The following is an 18689-nucleotide window of genomic DNA, read 5'->3' as shown; positions in this document are numbered from 1 at the left end:
ACCCGCTCCGGGCCGAGCCTTTTGGCCTTTTTCCCCCAACAGACCGCCATGACCACCCCCATCGACTCCGAAGCGCTGGTCATTGGCGCAGGCCCTGTGGGCCTGTTTCAGGTTTTCCAGTTGGGGCTGCAAGGCATCCATTGCCACCTCGTTGACGCCCTGCCCCACGTGGGTGGCCAATGCGCTGAGCTGTATGCCCACAAACCGATCTACGACATTCCGGGCATTCCCGTTTGCACCGGCCTGGAGCTGATCCAGCGCCTGCAGCAACAAATCGCGCCCTTCAAACCCACACTGCATTTGGGCAACCCCGTCAGCAGCATCCAAAGGCAAAGCGACCAGCGGCTGGAAGTGCGCACCGCACCGGGCGCCGTTTTGCACACCCAAACCCTGTTCATCGCGGCCGGTGTGGGCGCATTTGTGCCGCGCCGCATGGTGCTCAGCGGGCTGGAAGCCTTTGAAGGCAGCCAAGTCTTTGCAGAGCACCCGGCCCCTGAGCTCTGGGCGGGGCAACACCTGGTGGTGGCCGGTGACAGCGATGCCGCCTTGCAAACCTGCCTGGACGCCCTCGATGGCCCGCAAGCGGCTGCCAGCGTCACCCTGCTGCACCGCCGAGACCAGTTCAGCGCCACACCTGAATTGGTTGGGCAAATGCGCCAAGCCTGCACGGTTGGTCGCATGCGTTTTGTCCCCGGACAAGCCACGGGCCTGCGCACCGAGCAGCAGCGCCTGAACGCACTCGAGCTGCTCAACCCGCAGGGCGAAACCGAGTGGCTCAGCCTGGACATTTTGCAAACCTGCCTGGGCCTGTCGCCCAAATTGGGCCCCATCGCCGAATGGGGCCTGGCCATGGAACGCAAACAGCTGGTGGTCAACACCGAAAACTTTGCGACCTCCGAACCCGGCATTTTTGCGGTGGGTGACATCAACACCTACCCAGGCAAGAAAAAGCTCATCCTCTGCGGCTTTCATGAAGCCACCTTGGCCGCCTTTGGCGCTGCAGCCCTTTTGCGCCCGGCAGAAAAGACCCTGCTGCAGTACACGACAACGTCCAGCTTGTTGCACCAGCGCTTGGGCATCGCATAGAATTCACCCTCGCCGCAGAATTTTGCGGCGCATTCGCTAGGGGTGTTGAAGGCCGAGAGGTCTCCGACTGAGAAAGTCCCTTTGAACCTGATTGAGGTAATCCTCGCGCAGGGAAGCTCGTCAAAAGAACGTCGCCCAAGGCATTGCCAAAAGGATTGTTGCGTTCCCAGTCAGCCGAACTGCCATTCACTTGAAAAAAGCAATGGCAACTACAGTCATCTCCTCCCTCACACCGATCCGTGAAAACGAACGAGTTTTTTCGGGTTTTACGCATGCTGCGCTTTGGTTCAGCCTTGGCGTGGGCTTGCTGGTCATGCAAGTTGGGGCCTATCTGGTGCCCGCTGTGGGCACGCGTGATGCCATCATCGCGATTTTGGTTGGTTCCATTGTGGGCTCAGCCTTGCTGGCAACAACTGCCAAACTTGGCTGCGAGAGCGGCCTGTCGAGTGCCGGACTGATGCACCGTGTTTACGGCAGCTCCTTTGCGCGCCTGCCTGTACTGCTCAATATCGTGCAACTGATCGGATGGACCACCTTTGAGCTGGTCATCATGCGGGAGGGCACCCACGCCATTGGCCAACAAGCCTTGGGGCTGGACTTGGGCGTTGTTTGGCCAACCCTGTTGTGGGGCGGTGTTCTGACGCTGCTGATGATGGGCTCCATGCTCAAACTGGTCCGTCAATTTGTCAGCCGCGTGGGGCTGCCACTTGTGATCGCTTCCCTTTTATGGCTGAGCTGGCATTTCATCGGGATGGTCAATAACCAAGGCTTGAGCGTATTCATGGACCGCCCCGGCAACGGCAGCATGGGCATGCTCTCTGCCATCGACCTGGTCATGGCCATGCCAGTGTCCTGGCTGCCCTTGGTGGCAGACTTTGCGCGCCATGGCCGTCACGGCCGCAGCACCTTTGTGGGCACTTGGCTGGGGTATGCCATAGCCAATGCATGGTGCTATGCCTTGGGGTTTTTGGTAGCCAGCATGTCAGAACCCGGGGCCAACCTGGTCACGGTCTTGCTATTGGCACAAGGCGGCTTGCTGGCCTTGGGTTTGATCTTGCTGGATGAACTCGACAATGCCTATGGCGATGTCTACTCGGGCGCCGTGTCTGCCAACAGTCTGAAGTCTGCCTGGTCGGTGCGTGTCTGGGGCTTGTTGCTGGCTGGCTTGTGCACGGCACTGGCCTTGGTATTGCCCATGCACAGCCTGGAGCCTTTTTTACTCTTGCTCAGTTCGGTGTTTGTGCCCCTATACGGGGTCATCTTGGGGCGGTGGAGCACGGTGGTTCAAAGTGCAGACCTGTCGATAGCGCCAAAAATTGAACCTGTTGCCGCCGGCTTGTGGGTGCTGGGTGTGACGGTGTTTCATGCATGCGCCACCTGGGCCCCTCAGTATGGCTCTGCCCTGCCCTGCCTGGTCGTAACCTTCACGCTTGCCCGCTTGCTGCGCAGCGCAAGCCACTGAGCGATCAAAGCCCTCCAACAACAAAGTTTCAGCATGACCGACATCGCATCAGACGTTCTGGCGTTCATCGACCACTCGACGGGCAGCGATGACGCATTCAATGCCCTAGCCCTCAAGGTTTTTGCCCACCAGTTCGCACACAACCTGCCCTTTCAGCGCTTTTGCCAGGGGCGCAGCAAAACCCCGCGCATGGTGAAAAGCTGGCGCGACATTCCGGCCGTGCCCATCAACGCCTTCAAGGACCTGACACTCAGTTGCCTGCCGCCCGAAAGCTGCACGCGCACCTTCAAGACCAGCGGCACAACACGCGGCGATGTCAAAGGCCAACACCACCACCCCGACCTGGCCGTGTACGACGCGTCCATGCTGCGCAATTTTGCGCAGCACGTCATGCCCAGCGATACCCGCATGCGCATGGGCGTTTTGTTTCCTGACGAAGTGTTGATGCCCCACTCGTCACTGGCCCACTACCTGGCTTTGGCGATCACCCACTTCGGCACCCCCGACAGCAGGCATTACCTGGACGAAAACGGTTTGTGCATCGACGCCTTGTGCCAAGCCCTGGAGGCCGCGCAAGCATCGGCAGAACCCTTCATGCTGCTGGGGGCCAGCTACGGCTTTGTGCACCTGATGGACGCCCTGCAAGCGCGGGGCCAGACATTTCAATTGCCGCCCGGCAGCCGCTTGCTTGATACGGGTGGCTTCAAGGGCCAGTCGCGCGAGGTGCCCATGGACTTGTTTTACGAGCAGCTATCGGCCTGCTTTGGGGTCGGCCGCGACCAGTGCCTGAACATGTACGGCATGACCGAGCTCAGCACCCAGTTCTACGATGCGGGCAACCCCACTGTGCCCTCGGTCAAGCGCGGTCCCCACTGGATCCGATCGCGCTTGCTGGACCCGCTCACTGGCCGCGAAGTGGCGACGGGCGAGCAAGGCATCTTGGCCCACACCGACCTGGGCAATTACAACTCGGTGGTCACCATCCTGACCGAAGACGTGGGGCAGGCCACGGGCGATGGCTTTGTCTTGCTCGGGCGCGCCCAAGGCACCCAAGCCAAAGGCTGCTCGATGGCGGTGGACGAATTTTTGCAGGCGGCCAAAGCATGAACACCCCCGTCTTCAAGGCCGGCTACCTGCCCGGATTGCGCGATGCCGATGTGGCTTGGCATCGCCTGACCCTGGGCGCCCCCCATGCGCCCATGCAAGTGGATGTGCCCGAGCTCAGCCCCAGCCAAATGGCGGTGCTGGCCCTGCGCATCCGGGGTGCAAGCCAAGCCCACTTGAAGACCATGAGCGTGTCGGACATCGTGCGCGTTTTGGACCGCGCCACTGCCCGCTTGCTCGACAGCACAGACATTTACCGCCAGACGCTGGAGCGCCTTTTGCCCCAAGCCACAGGCTTTGACGCCGAGATGGTGCGGCTGAACCTGAACAGCTTTTTGCAGACCTTTCGGGCCCTGCAACTGCAACGCTTTGTGGCCGAAGATTTTGCCAACCCCAAAATTCTGGACGAATTTCAGCCCCGCACCAAAGGCGGTTGGTCCAAAGCCTTTGGCCCCGACTTGTTGCTGCATGTCTGGGCCGGCAATGTGCCCGCCTTGTCCATGTGGAGCTGGGTTTCGGGCTTGTTGGTCAAAGCGGGGGCGATTGGCAAAGTCTCCAGCGCTGAGCCGATTTTTGCCAGCCTTTATGCCCGCTTGCTGGTGGAGGTGGAGCCCCGCTGGGCTGACTGCTTTGCCGTGGTGTGGTGGCCAAGCGGTCAAGCCTCGGCTGAACCTGAGCACAGCGCTGAACAGCACGTCTTCGCCTTGGCCGACGTGGTGCTGGCTTATGGGGGCAACGCCGCCCTCGCCGTCATGCAAGCGCACGTGCCAGTGACCACCCGCTTTTTGGCGCACGGCCACAAGCTGAGTTTTGGCATGGTGTCGGCAGCCGCACTGTCGGCCAGCAAAGGGCCCAAGCTGGCGCAGCAAGCTGCACTCGATGTCGCACGTTACGACCAGCAAGGCTGCTATTCGCCGCATGTTTTTTATGTGCAGCGCAATGGGCACATCAGCCCCCAGGAATTTTCACAACACCTTGCCGGCGCCTTGGCCGCCCTGCAGCACAAGCTGCCGCAGCGCGTGTTGTCGATCGAAGAAGCCGCCCAGGTGGGCGCGTGGCGCGAGGCCCACGAGCTGGCGGTCCATAAGCTAGCGGCCAATCAGCTGGCGACCCATGATCTGGCGGCCATGAACGACGCCAGCCAGCCCCAGCACCTCCAAGCCAGTCAGGCCGCATGGGGCAGCGTGTTGTATGCCGACCGTGCCTTGCCCCTGGCACCCGGGCCACTCAACCGCAACGTCTGGGTGGTCGCAGTCGACAGCCTGGACGAGGTGATGGCCCTGGTGGCACCGCAGCGCGATTTTTTGCAAACCGCTGGTTTGGCTGCGGCCCCCGAAGAGCTCATGCACCTGGCCGAACGCCTGGGCCAGGTGGGTGTCACGCGCATTTGCGCCCTGGGGGCCATGACCTCACCCGAAGCCGGTTGGCACCACGACGGGCGCTTCAGCCTGCTCGACCTGGTGCGCATGGTGGACCTGGACGACAGCACCGAGCGCAGTGCCGAAAACTTCACCCGCTATGCGCCTTGACATGCCGAACTTCTTGCAACTCCTGGGTGTGAGTTACGCCTACCCTGAGCGTTCTGCCGCCGTCAGCGCGGTCAATTTGCAAATGGCTGCGGGTGAAATCCATTGCCTGATCGGCCGCAGCGGCTGCGGCAAAACCACCTTGCTCAAACTGGCGGCAGGGTTGCTCTCGCCGCAACACGGCCAAGTCTTGCTGAACAAGCGCGCTGTTACGGCACCCCTGCCAGAAATGGGCTTTGTCTTTCAAGCGCCCACACTGCTCGACTGGTTGAACGTGCGCGACAACGTGCTGCTGCCCTTGAGCCTGCACCGCGCGGTCACCCCAGACGACCACCGACAGGCTGAACAATGGCTGGAGCGCCTGGGGCTGGCAAATGTGTCGCAGGTCAAGGCAGACAAGCTCTCAGGGGGCCAACAAAGCCGCGTGGCCATTGCCCGCGCCCTGATCACACGGCCATCGGTGCTGTTCATGGACGAGCCCTTTGCCGCGCTCGATGCCATCACCCGTGACGAACTGCAGCACGACTTTTTAAAGCTGTGCCAGGCCGAAGGCACCACCGTGCTGTTTGTCACGCACGACATTGGCGAAGCGGTGTATTTGGGCGATCGCGTCAGCCTCATGCAGGACGGCGCGATGTCCAAGCCCCTGGCGATTGACCTGCCTCGTCCACGCAGCGCCACTTTGCGCTACGCAGCCCCCTTCAATGCCCTGTGTGCGCAGCTGCGCCAGGCGATGGACGAAGGGACGACACATGCAGCGTGATGTACGGCGTGATGTACGGCATGAGAAGAGGCGTGAACTGGTCTGGTCATGGGTTTTAGGCGCCGTCTTTTTGGCCGCCTGGGAAGCCCTGGTGCGGCTGAACCAAACCTCGCCGCTGGTCTTGCCTGCGCCATCGGTGGTGGCGCAATCTCTGGTGCAGGGTTTGGCCAGTGGCTACCTGTGGCCCCACATCGCGGCCACCCTGACCGAGGTGGTGCTGGGCTTGGCGCTGGGTGCCAGCATGGGCTTTGCGATCGGCGTGCTGCTGGGCGAAGCGCCGCGCTGGCGTGCGGTGTTGATGCCCTACTTGGTGGCCAGCCAAGTGGTGCCCAAGCTCGCACTTGCACCGCTGTTCATCGTCTGGTTTGGTTTTGGCACCTGGCCCATCGTGGTCATGACGGCGCTGATCTGTTTTTTTCCGCTGCTCGAAAACACCACCACCGCCATGCAACAGGTCAACGCCAAACAGCTGGAGCTGTTTCGCATGCTGCGTGCCAGCCGTTGGCAAACCTTGTGGCGCCTCAAGGTGCCGGCAGGGCTGGCGGGCATTTTTGCGGGCCTGCGCGTGGCCGTGGTGCTGGCGTGGGTGGGTGCGGTGGTCGGCGAGTTCATTGGTGCCAGCCGCGGGCTGGGGGCTTTGATCATTGCAGCACAAGGCTCCATGGATACCCCGTTGATGTTTGCCGTGCTCACCGTCATCACCGTGCTGGGTTTGGCTTTTTACAAATTCACCCAGTGGCTGACAGAACCGCGCCTTCGCGCTGCACAAGTTTTTTAATGAAAGACCCGAAATGAAAATTGAATGGATGAACAAGTGCTTGGCCATGGTGCTTGGCAGCTTGCTGTTGTTGGGCTTCTCGGGCGCTACCTGGGCTCAAAAAACACAAGCACTGGACAAAGTGGTGGTGGCCGGTTGGAGCAAACCCATCACCGAGATCACCAACTTGCTGGTTGAAGAAGAAAAAGGGTTTTTCAAGGCCCACCAGATCGAGCTGGGCTTCCTGCCGGGTGCGGGCGGCGGAGACGCGCTGCGCAACTTGCTCAGCGGCCAGGCCGATGTGGCGTTCACCGACCCCGGCTCGTTTTTCACGGCGCTGGACAAGGGCGAAAAACTGCGTTCCATCTACGACATCTACCCCCAAAACGTCTTCAATGTGGTGTCGCTCAAATCACAAAACATCCTCAAACCGGCGGACCTCAGGGGCAAGCGCATCGGCGTTTACAGCCTGTCCAGCGGCACCAGGCAAAACCTGCAAGTGCTGTTGCACCAGGCCGGTTTGACCGAAGCCGACGTCACCGTGGTGGTCACGGGCTTGCTCAACTTTGCCCCGCTCATGCAGGGACAAGTGGACGCCACAGCCGCCACCGACACCGGCTTGCTGATCGGGCGTCAAAGAGGGCTGGGCGGCGTGAACGTGATGGAAATCAAAAACCACCTGAACATTTCCAGCGACTTTTTTGTCGTGCGCGAAGACACCTACCAGCAGAAAAAAGAAGTCCTCAAGCGCTTCTTGAAGGCCTACCAGGACAGCGCCAAATGGATGATCGGCTCGCCTGAAGAAGCCGCCAAACTGGCCGTGAAATACGCCATCGATGGGCAAAACCCCAGCATGAACCTGGACATCATTCGGCTGCGCAACGAGTCCAGCGTGTCGGCCACCACCGCCCAGCGCGGCCTGGGTGCCTTTGACATGGTGAGCTTGCAAAAAGGTGCCAAGGCCTACCAATCTTTTGGCGTCATCCAGCGCGACATTTTGGTGAAAGATGTGGTCAGCCAAGACCTGCTGCCACCGCACACACCGGCCAAGCGATGAACTCACCGCAGCACGCTCAATTTGCCGGCAAGGTGGTGCTGGTCACAGGGGCCAGCCGTGGCATCGGTGCGGCCATTGCCCGCGCTTTTGCGCGCGAAGGCGCCATGGTCCTGGTGAATTACCTGAGCAACACCGCTGCCGCCCAAGCCGTTGTGGCGCAATGCCAAGAGCTCGGCCAAGCCACGGGCGGAGATGCCTGGGCCTTGCCCGCCGATGTGCGTTCTGCCGAGGCCGTGGATGCCATGGTGGCCCAGGCCTTGCGCGAGGTTGGGCGCATCGATGTGGTGGTGAACAACGCGTTCAGCCCCTACACGTTCGACCCAGACCATCGCACCCGATTTTGGGACACCCCCTGGCAGGCCTACCAAAGCCAATTTGACGGCGCGGTGCACGCAGCCTACAACGTGTGCCAGGCCGTGCTGCCGCATTTCAGGCAACGTGCGCAAGGCAGCATCGTCAACTTGGTGAGTGATATGGTGGACCGGCCCAGCATCGCGTACCACGACTACAGCACGGCCAAATCGGCGCTGGTGGGCTTCAGCCGCAACCTGGCCACCGAGTTGGGGCCATTGGGCATCCGCGTGAACTGCGTGGCGCCCGGTTTGGTCAGCCCCACCGATTCGAGCCGCCACACCAAAGAGGCCATCAAGGACAGCCTGATCGCACAAACGCCCATGGGCCGATTGGCAACGCCCGACGATGTGGCGGGACCGGTGCTGTTTTTGGCATCCGACTGGAGCCGCTTTGTCACCGGTCAGGTGCTGCTGGTCGATGGCGGATTGGTGATGCGATGAAGCGGCACGGGCGAGAAACCATGGTTCAAGGGGCCGTGACCGTGACCGGTCTTCACATCAGCCCCGTGGGCAATGGCGCCCAAAATGAAGGTGCGCGCCAAGGCAACGGACTCGGTCAAGTCATGGCCCAGCGCCAGATAAGCGGCCATCGCCGACGACAAGGTGCAGCCGGTGCCATGCACGTTGTTGCTGGCAATCCTGGGCGAGGCCAAGCGCCGCGATGGCCCATGGGCTTGCACCAGCAAGTCGACCACCTCATTGCCTGCCAGGTGCCCACCTTTGAGCAACACCGCCTTGGCGCCCATGGCCAGCAGATCTTGCACGGCTTGGTTCAAGGCATCGGCATCCGCAATGTCATGGCCCAGCAGCAAGGCAGCTTCATCCAGGTTGGGGGTGATGACGCTGACGCGCGGAAACAATTCGCGCACCAGCACCTGCACGGTCTCGTTGGCCATCAAGCGGTCGCCACTGGTGGCCACCATCACGGGGTCGAGCACCACGCGGGTGAGTTGGTAATGGTCTATGGCCCAGGCCACCACCTCGACCACGGCGGGTTCATGCAGCATGCCGATCTTCAGGGCGTCCACGCCAATGTCTTCCACCACCGACTGAATTTGCGCTTTCAAAAACGCGGGCGGCACCGCGTGAATGCCCTGCACGCCCAGGGTGTTTTGCGCCGTGAGTGCGGTGATGGCGCTCATGCCGTAGCAACCCAATGCGGCAAAGGTTTTCAGGTCGGCCTGAATGCCGGCACCGCCCCCGCTGTCAGAGCCGGCAATGGTGAGCACGCGTGCGTAACGGTAAGAATGAGTCATGCGGGAAATTATCCGCGAATCACCCAGGAAATCTTTTCATGAGCGCAGAAGTTTCGAGTGTGGTGCTGGGTGCTGGCCTGATGGGCCGCTTGCTCGCCAATGCCTTGGCGCAACGGGGCCACAAGGTGGTGGTGCACGAAGCCCAGGGGCCCGATGCACAAGGCGCAGCCGCGCGCGTGGCCGCTGCCATGCTGGCCCCCTTGGCCGAATCGGCCATCACCGAGCTGCCCGTGGTGCGCATGGGGCAACACGCCCTCAAGCGCTGGCCTGAGCTGATTGCGGGGCTGCCGGCGCCTGTTTTTTTCCAGCAAAACGGCACCCTGGTGGTGTGGCACCGACAAGATGCGGCAGAGGCCAGGCGCTTCACCGACATTCTGGCGCAGACCCAACAGCAATTGCCCAGCCTGCCTGCGGCTCAAATGCTGGACGCCAGCAGCTTGCCCGTTTGCGAGCCATCGCTGGCGTCGCGTTTTAACCAGGCGCTGTATTTACCCGACGAGGCCCAGCTCGACAACCGTCAACTGCTGGCCGCCTTGCTGGCCAGCCTTGAGCAGCAAGCCGTTGAGATGCGCTGGCACAGCCCACGTGCACCCGAAGATTTTCAGCCGGGACAGACTGGCCAGCCCGACTGGGTCTTTGACTGCAGGGGCCTGGGTGCGCGCAGCGAGTGGCCGCAACTGCGAGGTGTGCGCGGCGAGGTGATCCGCCTGCATGCCCCCGAGGTCACGCTGCAACGCCCCACCCGCTTGATTCACCCGCGCTACCCGATCTACATTGCCCCCAAGCAAGACCATGTGTTTGTGATCGGGGCCACTGAAATTGAAACCGAAGACCTGTCGCCTGCCAGCGTGCGCTCGACACTGGAGCTGTTGAGCGCGGCCTACACCGTGCACAGCGGCTTTGCCGAAGCGCGCATTCTGGAGGTGAGCACCCAGGCCCGGCCCACACTGACCGACAACCTGCCGGCCATCCAGCAACTGGGCGAGCGCTGCTTGCAGATCAACGGCTTGTACCGCCACGGATTTTTGATATCCCCCGCCATGCTGGACGTGGTGGTGGAATGGGTGCAACACCAAACCACCACGCTGGCCACACAATTCAACTTGAAATTCGACCATGTCTGACAACACCATCCAAGTGCGGATCAACCAAGCACTGCACACCTTGGCAGAGGGCGCCAGCTTGGCCGATGCCGTGGCCAAAGCCGCCATCCAGCCCCCTTTTGCCGCAGCGGTCAATTTGCAGTTTGTGCCGCGCGGACAATACGCCCAACACACACTGGCGCAAGACGACCAGATCGAATTGATTGCCCCCATCACCGGAGGTTGAACCCGCATGACCCTAAACACATTGCTCCCAAACACCTTGCCCCAAGACCCCTTGACCCTTTACGGCGAAAGCTTTGGCAGCCGCTTGATGCTCGGCACCTCGCGATACCCATCACCCGCTGTGTTGCTGGAAGCAATCCACACCTCGACCCCCGCCATGCTCACGGCCTCGCTGCGCAGGCAAACCGGCAGCGGCGGCGAGGCCTCACAAAGTTTCTGGAACCTGTTGCGCCAGGCCAATGTGCCGGTGTTGCCCAACACCGCTGGGTGTCACAGCGCGCAAGAAGCCATCACCACGGCAGAAATGGCCCGTGAAGTGTTCGAGACCGACTGGATCAAACTGGAGCTGATTGGGGACGACTACACCTTGCAGCCCGACACCCTGAACCTGCCCGCCGTTGCCAGCACGCTGATCAAGGCGGGCTTCAAGGTGTTGCCCTACACCACCGACGATCTGGTGCTGTGCCAGCGCCTGGTGGACGTGGGTTGCCAGGCCGTGATGCCCTGGGCCGCGCCCATCGGCACGGGCAAAGGGCCCATCAATCCGCATGCGCTGCGCACACTGCGCGACCGGCTGGATGTGCCGATGATCGTGGACGCAGGCCTGGGCTTGCCCTCGCACGCGTGCCAGGTGATGGAGTGGGGCTACGACGCCGTGCTGCTGAACACCGCCGTGGCACTGGCCCGAGACCCCGTCCAAATGGCCCGTGCATTTGCAGATGCCGTGAATGCGGGCAGAGCCGCCTTTTTGTCGGGTGCCATGCAAGCGCAAGACAGCGCCCAACCCAGCACCCCCGTGCTGGGCACACCCTTTTGGCACCAGGCATGAGCAACGCAACAGACACAACTCACGACACGACGCACGACATGACGCAGGACACACCTCAAGACATCGCCCAGGCCCTGGCGCAGCAGCATGCGGCCATGCTGGCAGGCACGGCCATCGGCTTTGAACAAGCCCAACACGCCAGCGACGCCGCTTTGAGCGCCGAGCACGCCGCGGTTTTGCAAGCCTGCCGCATGTTGGGTTTTGTAGAGCACGATGCGCAATGCGTGGCCGCGGCCTGGCATGCTCAGACCCAACGCACAGGCCAGTTCACGCTGACCGATTGGCCCTGCCAGCCCGAAGACTTTGGCATCTTGCCCACACCCAGAGCCAATGCCTTTCCTGCCTGCCCCAAAAACTTGGGGCTTTATGCGGTGCTGCCCGATGCCGCCTGGGTGGCGCGCATGGCCCAAGCGGGCGTGCCCACCTTGCAGCTGCGCTTCAAGTCTGAAAACGAGCAAGCCATTCGCCAGGAAGTGCGCGCGGCTGTCCAAGCGGTACAAGGCACCAAGGCCCTGCTTTTCATCAATGACCACTGGCAAATCGCCATCGACGAAGGGGCCTATGGCGTGCACCTGGGCCAAGAAGACATGGACGACGCACCCATAGACACCCTGCGCAGTGCCGGCCTGCGCCTGGGCCTGAGCACGCACGGGTATGCCGAAATGCTGCGCGCCGATGCCGCCAGCCCTAGCTACCTGGCGCTGGGCGCGGTGTTCCCCACCACGCTCAAGCGCATGCAAACAGCGCCTCAAGGCACAGGCCGTTTGAATGCCTACGCCAAGCTCATGCAGCACAACCCCCTGGTCGCCATCGGCGGCATCGACGAATCACGCCTGCCCGAGGTCATGCAAAGCGGTGTGGGCTCGGTTGCCGTGGTGCGCGCCATCACAGGTGCCAGCGACCCGGAAGCAGGGGCCCAGCGCTTGCAAGCGATTTTGGAAAAATTCTCTGCCCCCTCTCAAAACAGGCCAAAAACCACTCTATAATTCGAAGCTATTCCTCGATAGCTCAGTCGGTAGAGCGCCGGACTGTTAATCCGTAGGTCCCTGGTTCGAGCCCAGGTCGAGGAGCCAAAACCCCTTTAAAAACAACGACTTACCTCGTTTTTTTTATTTGATTTGTTAATTACACGGTTATTACACGAATAATTAATCTGCCGCTGGTTGCTTTTTTCAAAAAGTCATTGTAAAGTGCTGACATGCGTGTACCAGCAAGCGAAACCGTCATAGTCAAGCCTGAATTGATTAGGCTTGTGCGTCGTGACGACAGCAAAAAATGGCAAGCGCATTACAAGCTGGAGAATCTAAAAACTTGGTTCCGTCGCAGCACTGATACAGCCAATGTGAAGGAAGCAGCGCGCATTGCTGAACGCATGTGGATGAAGGCAACGTTTGACTTGGAAGAAGGTCGCCCTGTCACCAGCAGAAAGTTCAAGCCAGTGGCTGAAATCGTCCTGCACCGCTTGGAAGCTGAAATTGCCGCAGGTACCGCCAAACCTAGCTTTCGGGACTATGTTTCAGCTATTAAGTTGTACTTGATCCCCTTCTACGGCCTGTACAACGTGGATGGCGTCAAGCCCTCCGTAATTTCAGAATTCCATGTGTGGCGGCGTGACAAGGTGGGACGCGAGCTCTCTGGCAGTGCCCAGAACAATCACAACGCTGCGCTGAACCTCATCTTTGACGAAGCTATTGAGCGCGGTTACATGACCGCCTATGAGCGCCCTCTTACCAAGAACACTGGGGTTGAGAGTGACCGTCGCGCTGAGTTCAGTCATGAAGAACTGGAAGCCATGATGAAGTACGCACCCAAGTTCATCTTGGATGGCCGCACTGCACGTACAAAAATCATCCGTGAACTGCTGGCTATCTACGTCCCATTCATGGCAGCTACTGGTATGCGTCCAGGCACGGAAGCCGAATACTTGGAATGGCGACACATTGATGTGGAAGTACGTGATGGGCAGCCCATCCTGCATTTCCGTCTACAGCGCGGCAAACGCGGTGCACGTAACTTTGTAGCCCACAACAGCTGCTGGCTGCTGCTAGAGCGCCTACGTCAGCTTAGCCCAGACTTGTCCAGCATGACGCTTGAGGAAGTTTTAAAGAAAAAGATCCCCAAGTTGCTGTTCCGGCTTTCGGATGGCTCCGTGCCCGACAACTGGAACAAACCTTTCCGGCAGTGGCTTGAGGACTCAGAGCTACTCAACTGCCCTGTTACGGGCAAGGAACGCAGCTTGTACAGCTTGCGCCACTACTACGCCACTCAGCGTTTGTTGGAGGGAATTCCAATTCACGATTTGGCTGAGCAGATGGGCACATCCGTTTTGATGATCACCAAGCATTACAGCCACTTGACACCTTTGATGAAGGCCAAGCAATTCGCTGGCGTTATAGATCCAAACGCCACCAGTGGCGAAGCCGCACAGATCCGAGCCATCATGACAGCACAGATGGCCAATAACAACATCATGAACTTGGTGCAGATGAGCACAGGTCTTGTCATGCCCCTCATCGCACAGAACCCCGAACTGACAGATGACTTTGAGAATCGCCTCAAAGCTCAACGCAAGAAGTCCACCTGATCCCCTGAAATGAAATACAAACCTCGGCCTACCCTCACGACTGAATAATCAAAGCCCACCATGTCTGAACTTTTAACCCAGTACTTCGAACGCTACGCAGAAGAAGCCATCACCAAGATGAAGGCAGCTTTGATCGCGGTCGATTACTACGAGCGGATAAGGGTCAGGCTTGTGAAGAAAGAAGACTTGAGTGGCGAACTGGCCATCATTGCCAAAGTGGGCCCTGCTGGAACCATGACCGTGGTCAAAGAAGCCATGGCCGACTACAAAGGCCGAGTTGCTGGCGCTTGGGAGTTAAACCAGCGCCTGCAAGACATCGGCAAACAAAAGGTTAGTTTGATTGTTAATGAACGTGAACATCTGCCCCGGGCAGATGTCTCCTATCAATTTAAAAGTAAAGCCGGTATCGTGAAGGTTCACATCACCACTGCAGGCGAGACTTTTAAATTGGAGATCAATGCAGGCAAGAATCCCATGGCCGCGCAAATGGCCTGCATTGAACTCGAGAAGCAACTGACATTTATTGCGCTTACTGGTTAGCGCTACCCTGCTGGCGAGGAATGATGGGCTTGTTCTTGTGATGTGAGAAGTCGTACGCCTTGTCCAAAAATTCACACGCTATGTCTATATCGTAGTTTTCGATATCCATAATCTGCACACTTTTGTTCAATGCCAAGTACTCACCGAAACACTTGGGCCGAGAGTTCTTTGATAGATCGTCATAGCGCGGAAATACAAATCGCCACTCCAATCCATTCATATCGTGGTTCAAGTGGTAGCAAGATGCCAGCGTCATAGGCGACAGTCGCATGGATATGTAGATATCGAACGTTTGACTTTTCTCATCGAGTGACTGCCACATGTCCTCGAATTGGACTGCGTCAATGATGTGTCTTGTCCTAGCGGCCATGTCCAACTTGTACAGGGATGCTTCAATCGTTTCATCGTAATCAATGAAAGATGCGATCTCATCCAAGCTCATGTCGAACAAACGTTTGAAAAGTTGTGCTTGTTCCATGGTTCCTACCTTCTAGCCGTCTCACGCCTGAGCACTTGGAATTTGTACATCTCATGCAAGGCGCGTTGAAATGTGTACTCAAGATCGTTAGAACCCATCTGCTCTAGCGCACCATACACACTGATGTCATCACTTGGTGTGTAGCCTTTAAATCCGATGCTGTTTTCATAAGCCTCGTCCAAATCTGCCAAGGCCCGATCCAAAATATTCTCTGCACGATCCCTAGCTGACTGAAATGAATTGATGGCATCTTGAATACCAATGACATCATTGCGCCAAGTATCAAGAGTTTTTGGGGTGATTTCGAGTGAGCAGAACGCGTCGTCTTTAAGAACAGCAAATGTGGCAATCTTTGTATCTGCTGGTATTGCCATCAAGTAATCGGACGGGCCTGGGTAATGCAACAAGTTTTTAGCGATCTCACAAACCGTCTCTTCAGTACTGCCACCTTTATGGGTCATTGGTGAATCAGCACGACGTGGAATAACGAGGTATTTAGACATGGTCATTTCCTTTCAAACGTGATGATGTTCAAAGGATTCGACTGAATAAATTTCCTCCACCTTGGTTGAAACTTCGTAGGCAGATTCCACCTCAAAGTATTCAAACGCACGATCTAGAGCTTTTATGCTCAAACTGGTCAAATCTTTGAAATTACTGCTGGCTTCAATCGCATTGTTGTACGCAATCATTGCTTGGTAAATACCACCGGACGCCTCACCAATAGCGTCATCTACCATGTAAGCTTTTTCAACCATCTCCTGAATTTCATTGACCCAAAGTTCGGCAGTCTCATCAGTAATCTCTACTGAGAACTTAGCTAATTCCTTCAGTGACTCGAAAGAAACTTTTGGATTTTCAATTGGAAAAGCAATGTAGTAATTTGCTGGCATGCGATCTTGCGAAACAACATTAGCTATCTCACTTGCCATCTCCTCCCTGCTGCCCGGCTCATTTACTTGTCCACTATCGGGTTGATTCCTAAAAACCAAGTATTTTGTCATTTTGATTTCTCCTGTTTGATATGTTTTCCTATCTGAAGCTGACCAGCCAAGGCACAGCCGTTACTCTGCGCCCTGACCAAATCAAGGGCTGGCTTTATAGGGGCGCGTCGTCACTGTTATCCATATCAATGACTTCTACTTGCTTGTGTTTGAGCGGAATTGCCAACTGAACCTGCATTTCCTTGCGCAGGCTTTCAGGCTGAGATTTGTCCATGGAGATCTGCTTTTTGAGATTACGAACACCGTGCTCCAGCACTGTCAGATCATTTGGCAGCGTTTTGCCAATGAACTTGACCAGGTTGTCTTCGTAAGCTTTTCCAAGCTCATTGGCAGAGACCATCTTGAACTTGCTGCCACCCACATGCACGGCAACGAACACGCAAAAAGATGATTCTTCCGTTTTGCCTTCTTTTTCTTCAGCGTAAACGCAAACATCGCCATCAAAATCGAAGTCCAATTTGGATGCCTTACCAACCAACTCGTAATACTCACGAATCAGCGACGTTCTTTCCTTGTTGTTCTTATCACCAGTGCCCTTAGCCAGCGCCGCAGATTCAACGTCCTGAATCTGGCTCACACCACCGCGGCGAGCGATGTATGCGGGCAGATCGGCGGCTACAAGATTTTCTTTTTGCGCCACAGTCAAAACTTTCAAATAACGGCTCGCCGTAACCTTGTCTGAGCGAACCATGTACTTGACCATCGTATTGATGGCAGGTGTATTGGACTTGATCGTGATGCTGTGGTTATCTTTTAAATCCTTGCGGATTTCAGTCAAGATCTTTTCCTTGAAACTACTGTTTTCAATGCGCATGGAGAAGTCATAGATCGAAGCCAGGAGTTCATACAGCGCGTTGTGGCCACGCTGGACAATTTCCACTTCATAGCGTTCACCGAGCTTGAATAGCTCAGCTCCTTCAGTGAGGAATTTTTGAACCTCAGGGTTGTTACTCAAGACATCCGTGCCTGCCGAGCTGGCAGTGCGAACCTTCGCAGGCTTGGCGAAAGCGCTTAGATCAAAAGTATTCAGATCAACGCCCTCGTATTCCTCTACGGCGGTAGGGTTCAATGGGGGCGGTTGCACCCCAACTTTGATGGCTCCATTGGTTAATTGCATGGCTATTTCCTTTCAGGGTTATGCAGCCAATCGCTGCTGGAACCAAGGCTAAATGGGTTGCGTGATACAGATTCACGCTAGACAGAATCTGTATCATTTTTTATATTGATAAGCCCATAACTAGCTGGGAGATCAATTTGGACACGCCTAACCATGCGCTGCGCAGCAACGATTTACTGGCATCTAGTCTTCATTTTTGGTGGGTGGCATTACTTCGCAGTAGCAAAGATTTTTGGTGGATTTGCCAGCAAAATGGCAAGTGCCTTGATGAACGTTTGATCAAGATTTGGGAAGACTTTGGGGATCTCTACCAGTACAAATCGTTTCCAGAGTGGTGGGTCAAAAAAGGGACCAAGCTATTTGACTCGCCACAAATTGAAATGGAACTGGTCAAAGCCTTAACAGCAGGTCTTCAACTGCTGCTAAAGACTGATCTCAAAATCCCAATGCCTGGAATGGTTTGCCTTGCGATTCCATTACACCTAGATCCTAAAACCATCAGTGAGGCAATTTTCAAACTCTTCACCACAGCAAGGCTACGTGGTTCGCATTTCGATCAAGATGCCAAGTACCAAATCATCAAGTCAGGTAACAAAAAAGCATATAAGAGTATCAAGCCTGCTTACCTGACGAATGCGCTCAATGTCTGCATTGATCACAGTACCGCTTCAGATCAGATCAATCATTGGGGTACCTATCAGGTGAGTAAATTTTTGGAGCTATGCCCACAGCATCACCCCAAAGCTGGTGACTCCATTATCAGAACGAAATCAAAGCAAAAAGCCATGCGAACTAAATCAAGCCAAGCGACTTCGATGGCGGCCAAGCTGATCGCCAATGTTGAGATTGGTCGATTTCCAAGTTGTTCAGATGTGCAAATAAAGGCCAGATGGACACCCAATCAGGAAGCTGATCTGAGAACTGCAATCTCTTGTGGGCAATGGCAAAAATCCAGTTGGTTTGAATCAGAGCATTCATTCATGTTGCCTGAGCATCTGGTCGGTGACACCAGCTTTGATGGTCTCAAGCAGCCGAGGTGCTTGGACTTATTGAGTGACATGAGAAGCGTGAGCCACGCCGGCTGAGCCTCGTGTAAATCTTGCTAGCTTGACTACCCTGGAGGAAGAACCATTTTTGCTATGCCTGTCATCCCCACGGCCATGAAATTTAAAAACACAGTATTTCTCGTCATAAATCCACGGTTTCGAGCCGTTAGAAGGGTTTTTGTGCCGAATAGGATTGCCCTGCACCCTGAGGCTGCTGCTGCATGCCATGCAAATCAGCTTGGCTAAAACTACTTGAGTGAGTGGGCCTCAGAACAGGTTGAGAGCTGGGTAATGGTGAGGGCCTGCTGGGGGCCACCGATCTTTGCTGTGGGGGTACAGGACTTTTAGCTGGGGGTGGCTTGGGGGTTGGTGGTTTTGGCTTTGGGGCTGGGGGTGGTT

General features: G+C 57.1%; 20 protein-coding genes, 1 tRNA gene and 1 riboswitch. Of the genes, 16 read left to right on the top strand and 5 right to left on the bottom strand.

The annotated features are described in order from the left end of the window. Positions 1 to 48 precede the first annotated feature (48 nt). The 8 genes from B9Z45_RS06450 (at position 49) to B9Z45_RS06415 (ending at position 8549) form a co-directional block, all read left to right on the top strand. On the top strand, positions 49 to 1086 hold the full coding sequence (locus B9Z45_RS06450; protein WP_108406460.1) for an NAD(P)/FAD-dependent oxidoreductase: 1038 nt from the start codon (positions 49 to 51) through the stop codon (positions 1084 to 1086). Between the two features lie 28 nt (positions 1087 to 1114). After that, positions 1115 to 1217: riboswitch (TPP riboswitch) on the top strand. A gap of 71 nt (positions 1218 to 1288) precedes the next feature. Then, positions 1289 to 2548: a cytosine permease gene (locus B9Z45_RS06445; protein WP_108406459.1), complete on the top strand. Its 1260-nt coding sequence runs from the start codon at positions 1289 to 1291 to the stop codon at positions 2546 to 2548. 33 nt (positions 2549 to 2581) lie between these two features. After that, positions 2582 to 3655: a long-chain fatty acid--CoA ligase gene (locus tag B9Z45_RS06440; RefSeq protein WP_108406409.1), complete on the top strand. Its 1074-nt coding sequence runs from the start codon at positions 2582 to 2584 to the stop codon at positions 3653 to 3655. Further along, positions 3652 to 5181: an acyl-CoA reductase gene (locus tag B9Z45_RS06435; protein WP_108406408.1), complete on the top strand. Its 1530-nt coding sequence runs from the start codon at positions 3652 to 3654 to the stop codon at positions 5179 to 5181. The genes B9Z45_RS06440 and B9Z45_RS06435 overlap by 4 nt, the downstream gene beginning before the upstream one ends. A 1-nt stretch (position 5182) precedes the next feature. After that, positions 5183 to 5941 carry an ABC transporter ATP-binding protein gene (locus tag B9Z45_RS06430; protein ID WP_233252100.1) on the top strand — a complete coding sequence of 253 codons (759 nt, stop codon included), beginning with the start codon at positions 5183 to 5185 and terminating at the stop codon, positions 5939 to 5941. After that, the gene (locus B9Z45_RS06425) at positions 5931 to 6719 is read left to right on the top strand and encodes an ABC transporter permease (protein WP_108406406.1); all 789 of its coding nucleotides are present in this window, start codon (positions 5931 to 5933) and stop codon (positions 6717 to 6719) included. The genes B9Z45_RS06430 and B9Z45_RS06425 overlap by 11 nt, the downstream gene beginning before the upstream one ends. Before the next feature lie 13 nt (positions 6720 to 6732). Beyond that, the gene (locus B9Z45_RS06420; RefSeq protein ID WP_233252099.1) at positions 6733 to 7755 is read left to right on the top strand and encodes an ABC transporter substrate-binding protein; all 1023 of its coding nucleotides are present in this window, start codon (positions 6733 to 6735) and stop codon (positions 7753 to 7755) included. Beyond that, positions 7752 to 8549, top strand: a complete 798-nt coding sequence (locus B9Z45_RS06415; RefSeq protein ID WP_108406405.1) for an SDR family oxidoreductase — start codon at positions 7752 to 7754, stop codon at positions 8547 to 8549. The genes B9Z45_RS06420 and B9Z45_RS06415 overlap by 4 nt, the downstream gene beginning before the upstream one ends. Here the strand turns inward: B9Z45_RS06415 and thiD are convergent. Then, positions 8510 to 9364: a bifunctional hydroxymethylpyrimidine kinase/phosphomethylpyrimidine kinase gene (gene thiD, locus B9Z45_RS06410; protein ID WP_108406404.1), complete on the bottom strand. Its 855-nt coding sequence runs from the start codon at positions 9362 to 9364 to the stop codon at positions 8510 to 8512. The two genes, B9Z45_RS06415 and thiD, sit on opposite strands and share 40 nt — an antisense overlap. A gap of 38 nt (positions 9365 to 9402) precedes the next feature. Between thiD and B9Z45_RS06405 the strand changes: the two genes are divergently transcribed. The 7 genes from B9Z45_RS06405 (at position 9403) to B9Z45_RS06375 (ending at position 14645) form a co-directional block, all read left to right on the top strand. Then, positions 9403 to 10488: an FAD-dependent oxidoreductase gene (locus B9Z45_RS06405; protein WP_108406403.1), complete on the top strand. Its 1086-nt coding sequence runs from the start codon at positions 9403 to 9405 to the stop codon at positions 10486 to 10488. Beyond that, positions 10481 to 10693 (top strand): sulfur carrier protein ThiS, encoded by a 213-nt coding sequence (thiS, locus tag B9Z45_RS06400; protein WP_108406402.1) that lies wholly within the window; start codon positions 10481 to 10483, stop codon positions 10691 to 10693. Before B9Z45_RS06405 ends, thiS begins: the two co-directional genes overlap by 8 nt. A gap of 6 nt (positions 10694 to 10699) precedes the next feature. Next, positions 10700 to 11521 (top strand): thiazole synthase, encoded by an 822-nt coding sequence (locus B9Z45_RS06395; protein WP_108406401.1) that lies wholly within the window; start codon positions 10700 to 10702, stop codon positions 11519 to 11521. 38 nt (positions 11522 to 11559) lie between these two features. Continuing rightward, on the top strand, positions 11560 to 12507 hold the full coding sequence (gene thiE / locus B9Z45_RS06390) for a thiamine phosphate synthase (protein WP_108406458.1): 948 nt from the start codon (positions 11560 to 11562) through the stop codon (positions 12505 to 12507). 11 nt (positions 12508 to 12518) lie between these two features. Next, a tRNA-Asn gene (locus B9Z45_RS06385) sits at positions 12519 to 12594 on the top strand. Positions 12595 to 12719: 125 nt separating this feature from the next. Beyond that, positions 12720 to 14105: a tyrosine-type recombinase/integrase gene (locus B9Z45_RS06380; RefSeq protein WP_108406400.1), complete on the top strand. Its 1386-nt coding sequence runs from the start codon at positions 12720 to 12722 to the stop codon at positions 14103 to 14105. 60 nt (positions 14106 to 14165) lie between these two features. Continuing rightward, complete coding sequence (locus B9Z45_RS06375; protein ID WP_108406399.1) at positions 14166 to 14645, top strand: hypothetical protein; 480 nt, start codon at positions 14166 to 14168, stop codon at positions 14643 to 14645. Here B9Z45_RS06375 and B9Z45_RS06370 read toward each other — a convergent pair. The 4 genes from B9Z45_RS06370 to B9Z45_RS06355 all read right to left on the bottom strand — a co-directional run bounded on the left by B9Z45_RS06370 (position 14635) and on the right by B9Z45_RS06355 (position 17244). Continuing rightward, positions 14635 to 15123 (bottom strand): hypothetical protein, encoded by a 489-nt coding sequence (locus B9Z45_RS06370; RefSeq protein WP_146180888.1) that lies wholly within the window; start codon positions 15121 to 15123, stop codon positions 14635 to 14637. The genes B9Z45_RS06375 and B9Z45_RS06370 overlap by 11 nt on opposite strands. Positions 15124 to 15128: 5 nt before the next feature. Further along, positions 15129 to 15626 carry a hypothetical protein gene (locus tag B9Z45_RS06365; RefSeq protein WP_146180887.1) on the bottom strand — a complete coding sequence of 166 codons (498 nt, stop codon included), beginning with the start codon at positions 15624 to 15626 and terminating at the stop codon, positions 15129 to 15131. Positions 15627 to 15638: 12 nt separating this feature from the next. After that, positions 15639 to 16127, bottom strand: a complete 489-nt coding sequence (locus B9Z45_RS06360; protein WP_108406396.1) for a hypothetical protein — start codon at positions 16125 to 16127, stop codon at positions 15639 to 15641. A 94-nt stretch (positions 16128 to 16221) separates the two neighbouring features. Continuing rightward, the gene (locus B9Z45_RS06355) at positions 16222 to 17244 is read right to left on the bottom strand and encodes a hypothetical protein (protein ID WP_108406395.1); all 1023 of its coding nucleotides are present in this window, start codon (positions 17242 to 17244) and stop codon (positions 16222 to 16224) included. A gap of 137 nt (positions 17245 to 17381) precedes the next feature. Here B9Z45_RS06355 and B9Z45_RS06350 point away from each other — a divergent pair, with 137 nt between their 5' ends. Further along, positions 17382 to 18329, top strand: a complete 948-nt coding sequence (locus tag B9Z45_RS06350) for a hypothetical protein (protein WP_146180886.1) — start codon at positions 17382 to 17384, stop codon at positions 18327 to 18329. Positions 18330 to 18689 lie beyond the last annotated feature (360 nt).

The organism is Limnohabitans sp. 2KL-17, from assembly GCF_003063415.1.
Lineage (GTDB): Bacteria > Pseudomonadota > Gammaproteobacteria > Burkholderiales > Burkholderiaceae_C > Limnohabitans_A.
The sequence above is the reverse complement of the archived record's forward strand: the minus strand, read 5'-3'. Positions and strand labels throughout refer to the sequence as shown.

Bases quoted from the DNA above. Each gene is read 5' to 3' on its own strand.
- B9Z45_RS06450 (WP_108406460.1), top strand. From the start codon at position 49: ATGACCACCCCCATCGACTCCGAAGCGCTGGTCATTGGCGCAGGCCCT.
- B9Z45_RS06445 (WP_108406459.1), top strand. From the start codon at position 1,289: ATGGCAACTACAGTCATCTCCTCCCTCACACCGATCCGTGAAAACGAA.
- B9Z45_RS06440 (WP_108406409.1), top strand. From the start codon at position 2,582: ATGACCGACATCGCATCAGACGTTCTGGCGTTCATCGACCACTCGACG.
- B9Z45_RS06435 (WP_108406408.1), top strand. From the start codon at position 3,652: ATGAACACCCCCGTCTTCAAGGCCGGCTACCTGCCCGGATTGCGCGAT.
- B9Z45_RS06430 (WP_233252100.1), top strand. From the start codon at position 5,183: ATGCCGAACTTCTTGCAACTCCTGGGTGTGAGTTACGCCTACCCTGAG.
- B9Z45_RS06425 (WP_108406406.1), top strand. From the start codon at position 5,931: ATGCAGCGTGATGTACGGCGTGATGTACGGCATGAGAAGAGGCGTGAA.
- B9Z45_RS06420 (WP_233252099.1), top strand. From the start codon at position 6,733: ATGAAAATTGAATGGATGAACAAGTGCTTGGCCATGGTGCTTGGCAGC.
- B9Z45_RS06415 (WP_108406405.1), top strand. From the start codon at position 7,752: ATGAACTCACCGCAGCACGCTCAATTTGCCGGCAAGGTGGTGCTGGTC.
- thiD (WP_108406404.1), bottom strand. From the start codon at position 9,364: ATGACTCATTCTTACCGTTACGCACGCGTGCTCACCATTGCCGGCTCT.
- B9Z45_RS06405 (WP_108406403.1), top strand. From the start codon at position 9,403: ATGAGCGCAGAAGTTTCGAGTGTGGTGCTGGGTGCTGGCCTGATGGGC.
- thiS (WP_108406402.1), top strand. From the start codon at position 10,481: ATGTCTGACAACACCATCCAAGTGCGGATCAACCAAGCACTGCACACC.
- B9Z45_RS06395 (WP_108406401.1), top strand. From the start codon at position 10,700: ATGACCCTAAACACATTGCTCCCAAACACCTTGCCCCAAGACCCCTTG.
- thiE (WP_108406458.1), top strand. From the start codon at position 11,560: ATGACGCAGGACACACCTCAAGACATCGCCCAGGCCCTGGCGCAGCAG.
- B9Z45_RS06380 (WP_108406400.1), top strand. From the start codon at position 12,720: ATGCGTGTACCAGCAAGCGAAACCGTCATAGTCAAGCCTGAATTGATT.
- B9Z45_RS06375 (WP_108406399.1), top strand. From the start codon at position 14,166: ATGTCTGAACTTTTAACCCAGTACTTCGAACGCTACGCAGAAGAAGCC.
- B9Z45_RS06370 (WP_146180888.1), bottom strand. From the start codon at position 15,123: ATGGAACAAGCACAACTTTTCAAACGTTTGTTCGACATGAGCTTGGAT.
- B9Z45_RS06365 (WP_146180887.1), bottom strand. From the start codon at position 15,626: ATGTCTAAATACCTCGTTATTCCACGTCGTGCTGATTCACCAATGACC.
- B9Z45_RS06360 (WP_108406396.1), bottom strand. From the start codon at position 16,127: ATGACAAAATACTTGGTTTTTAGGAATCAACCCGATAGTGGACAAGTA.
- B9Z45_RS06355 (WP_108406395.1), bottom strand. From the start codon at position 17,244: ATGCAATTAACCAATGGAGCCATCAAAGTTGGGGTGCAACCGCCCCCA.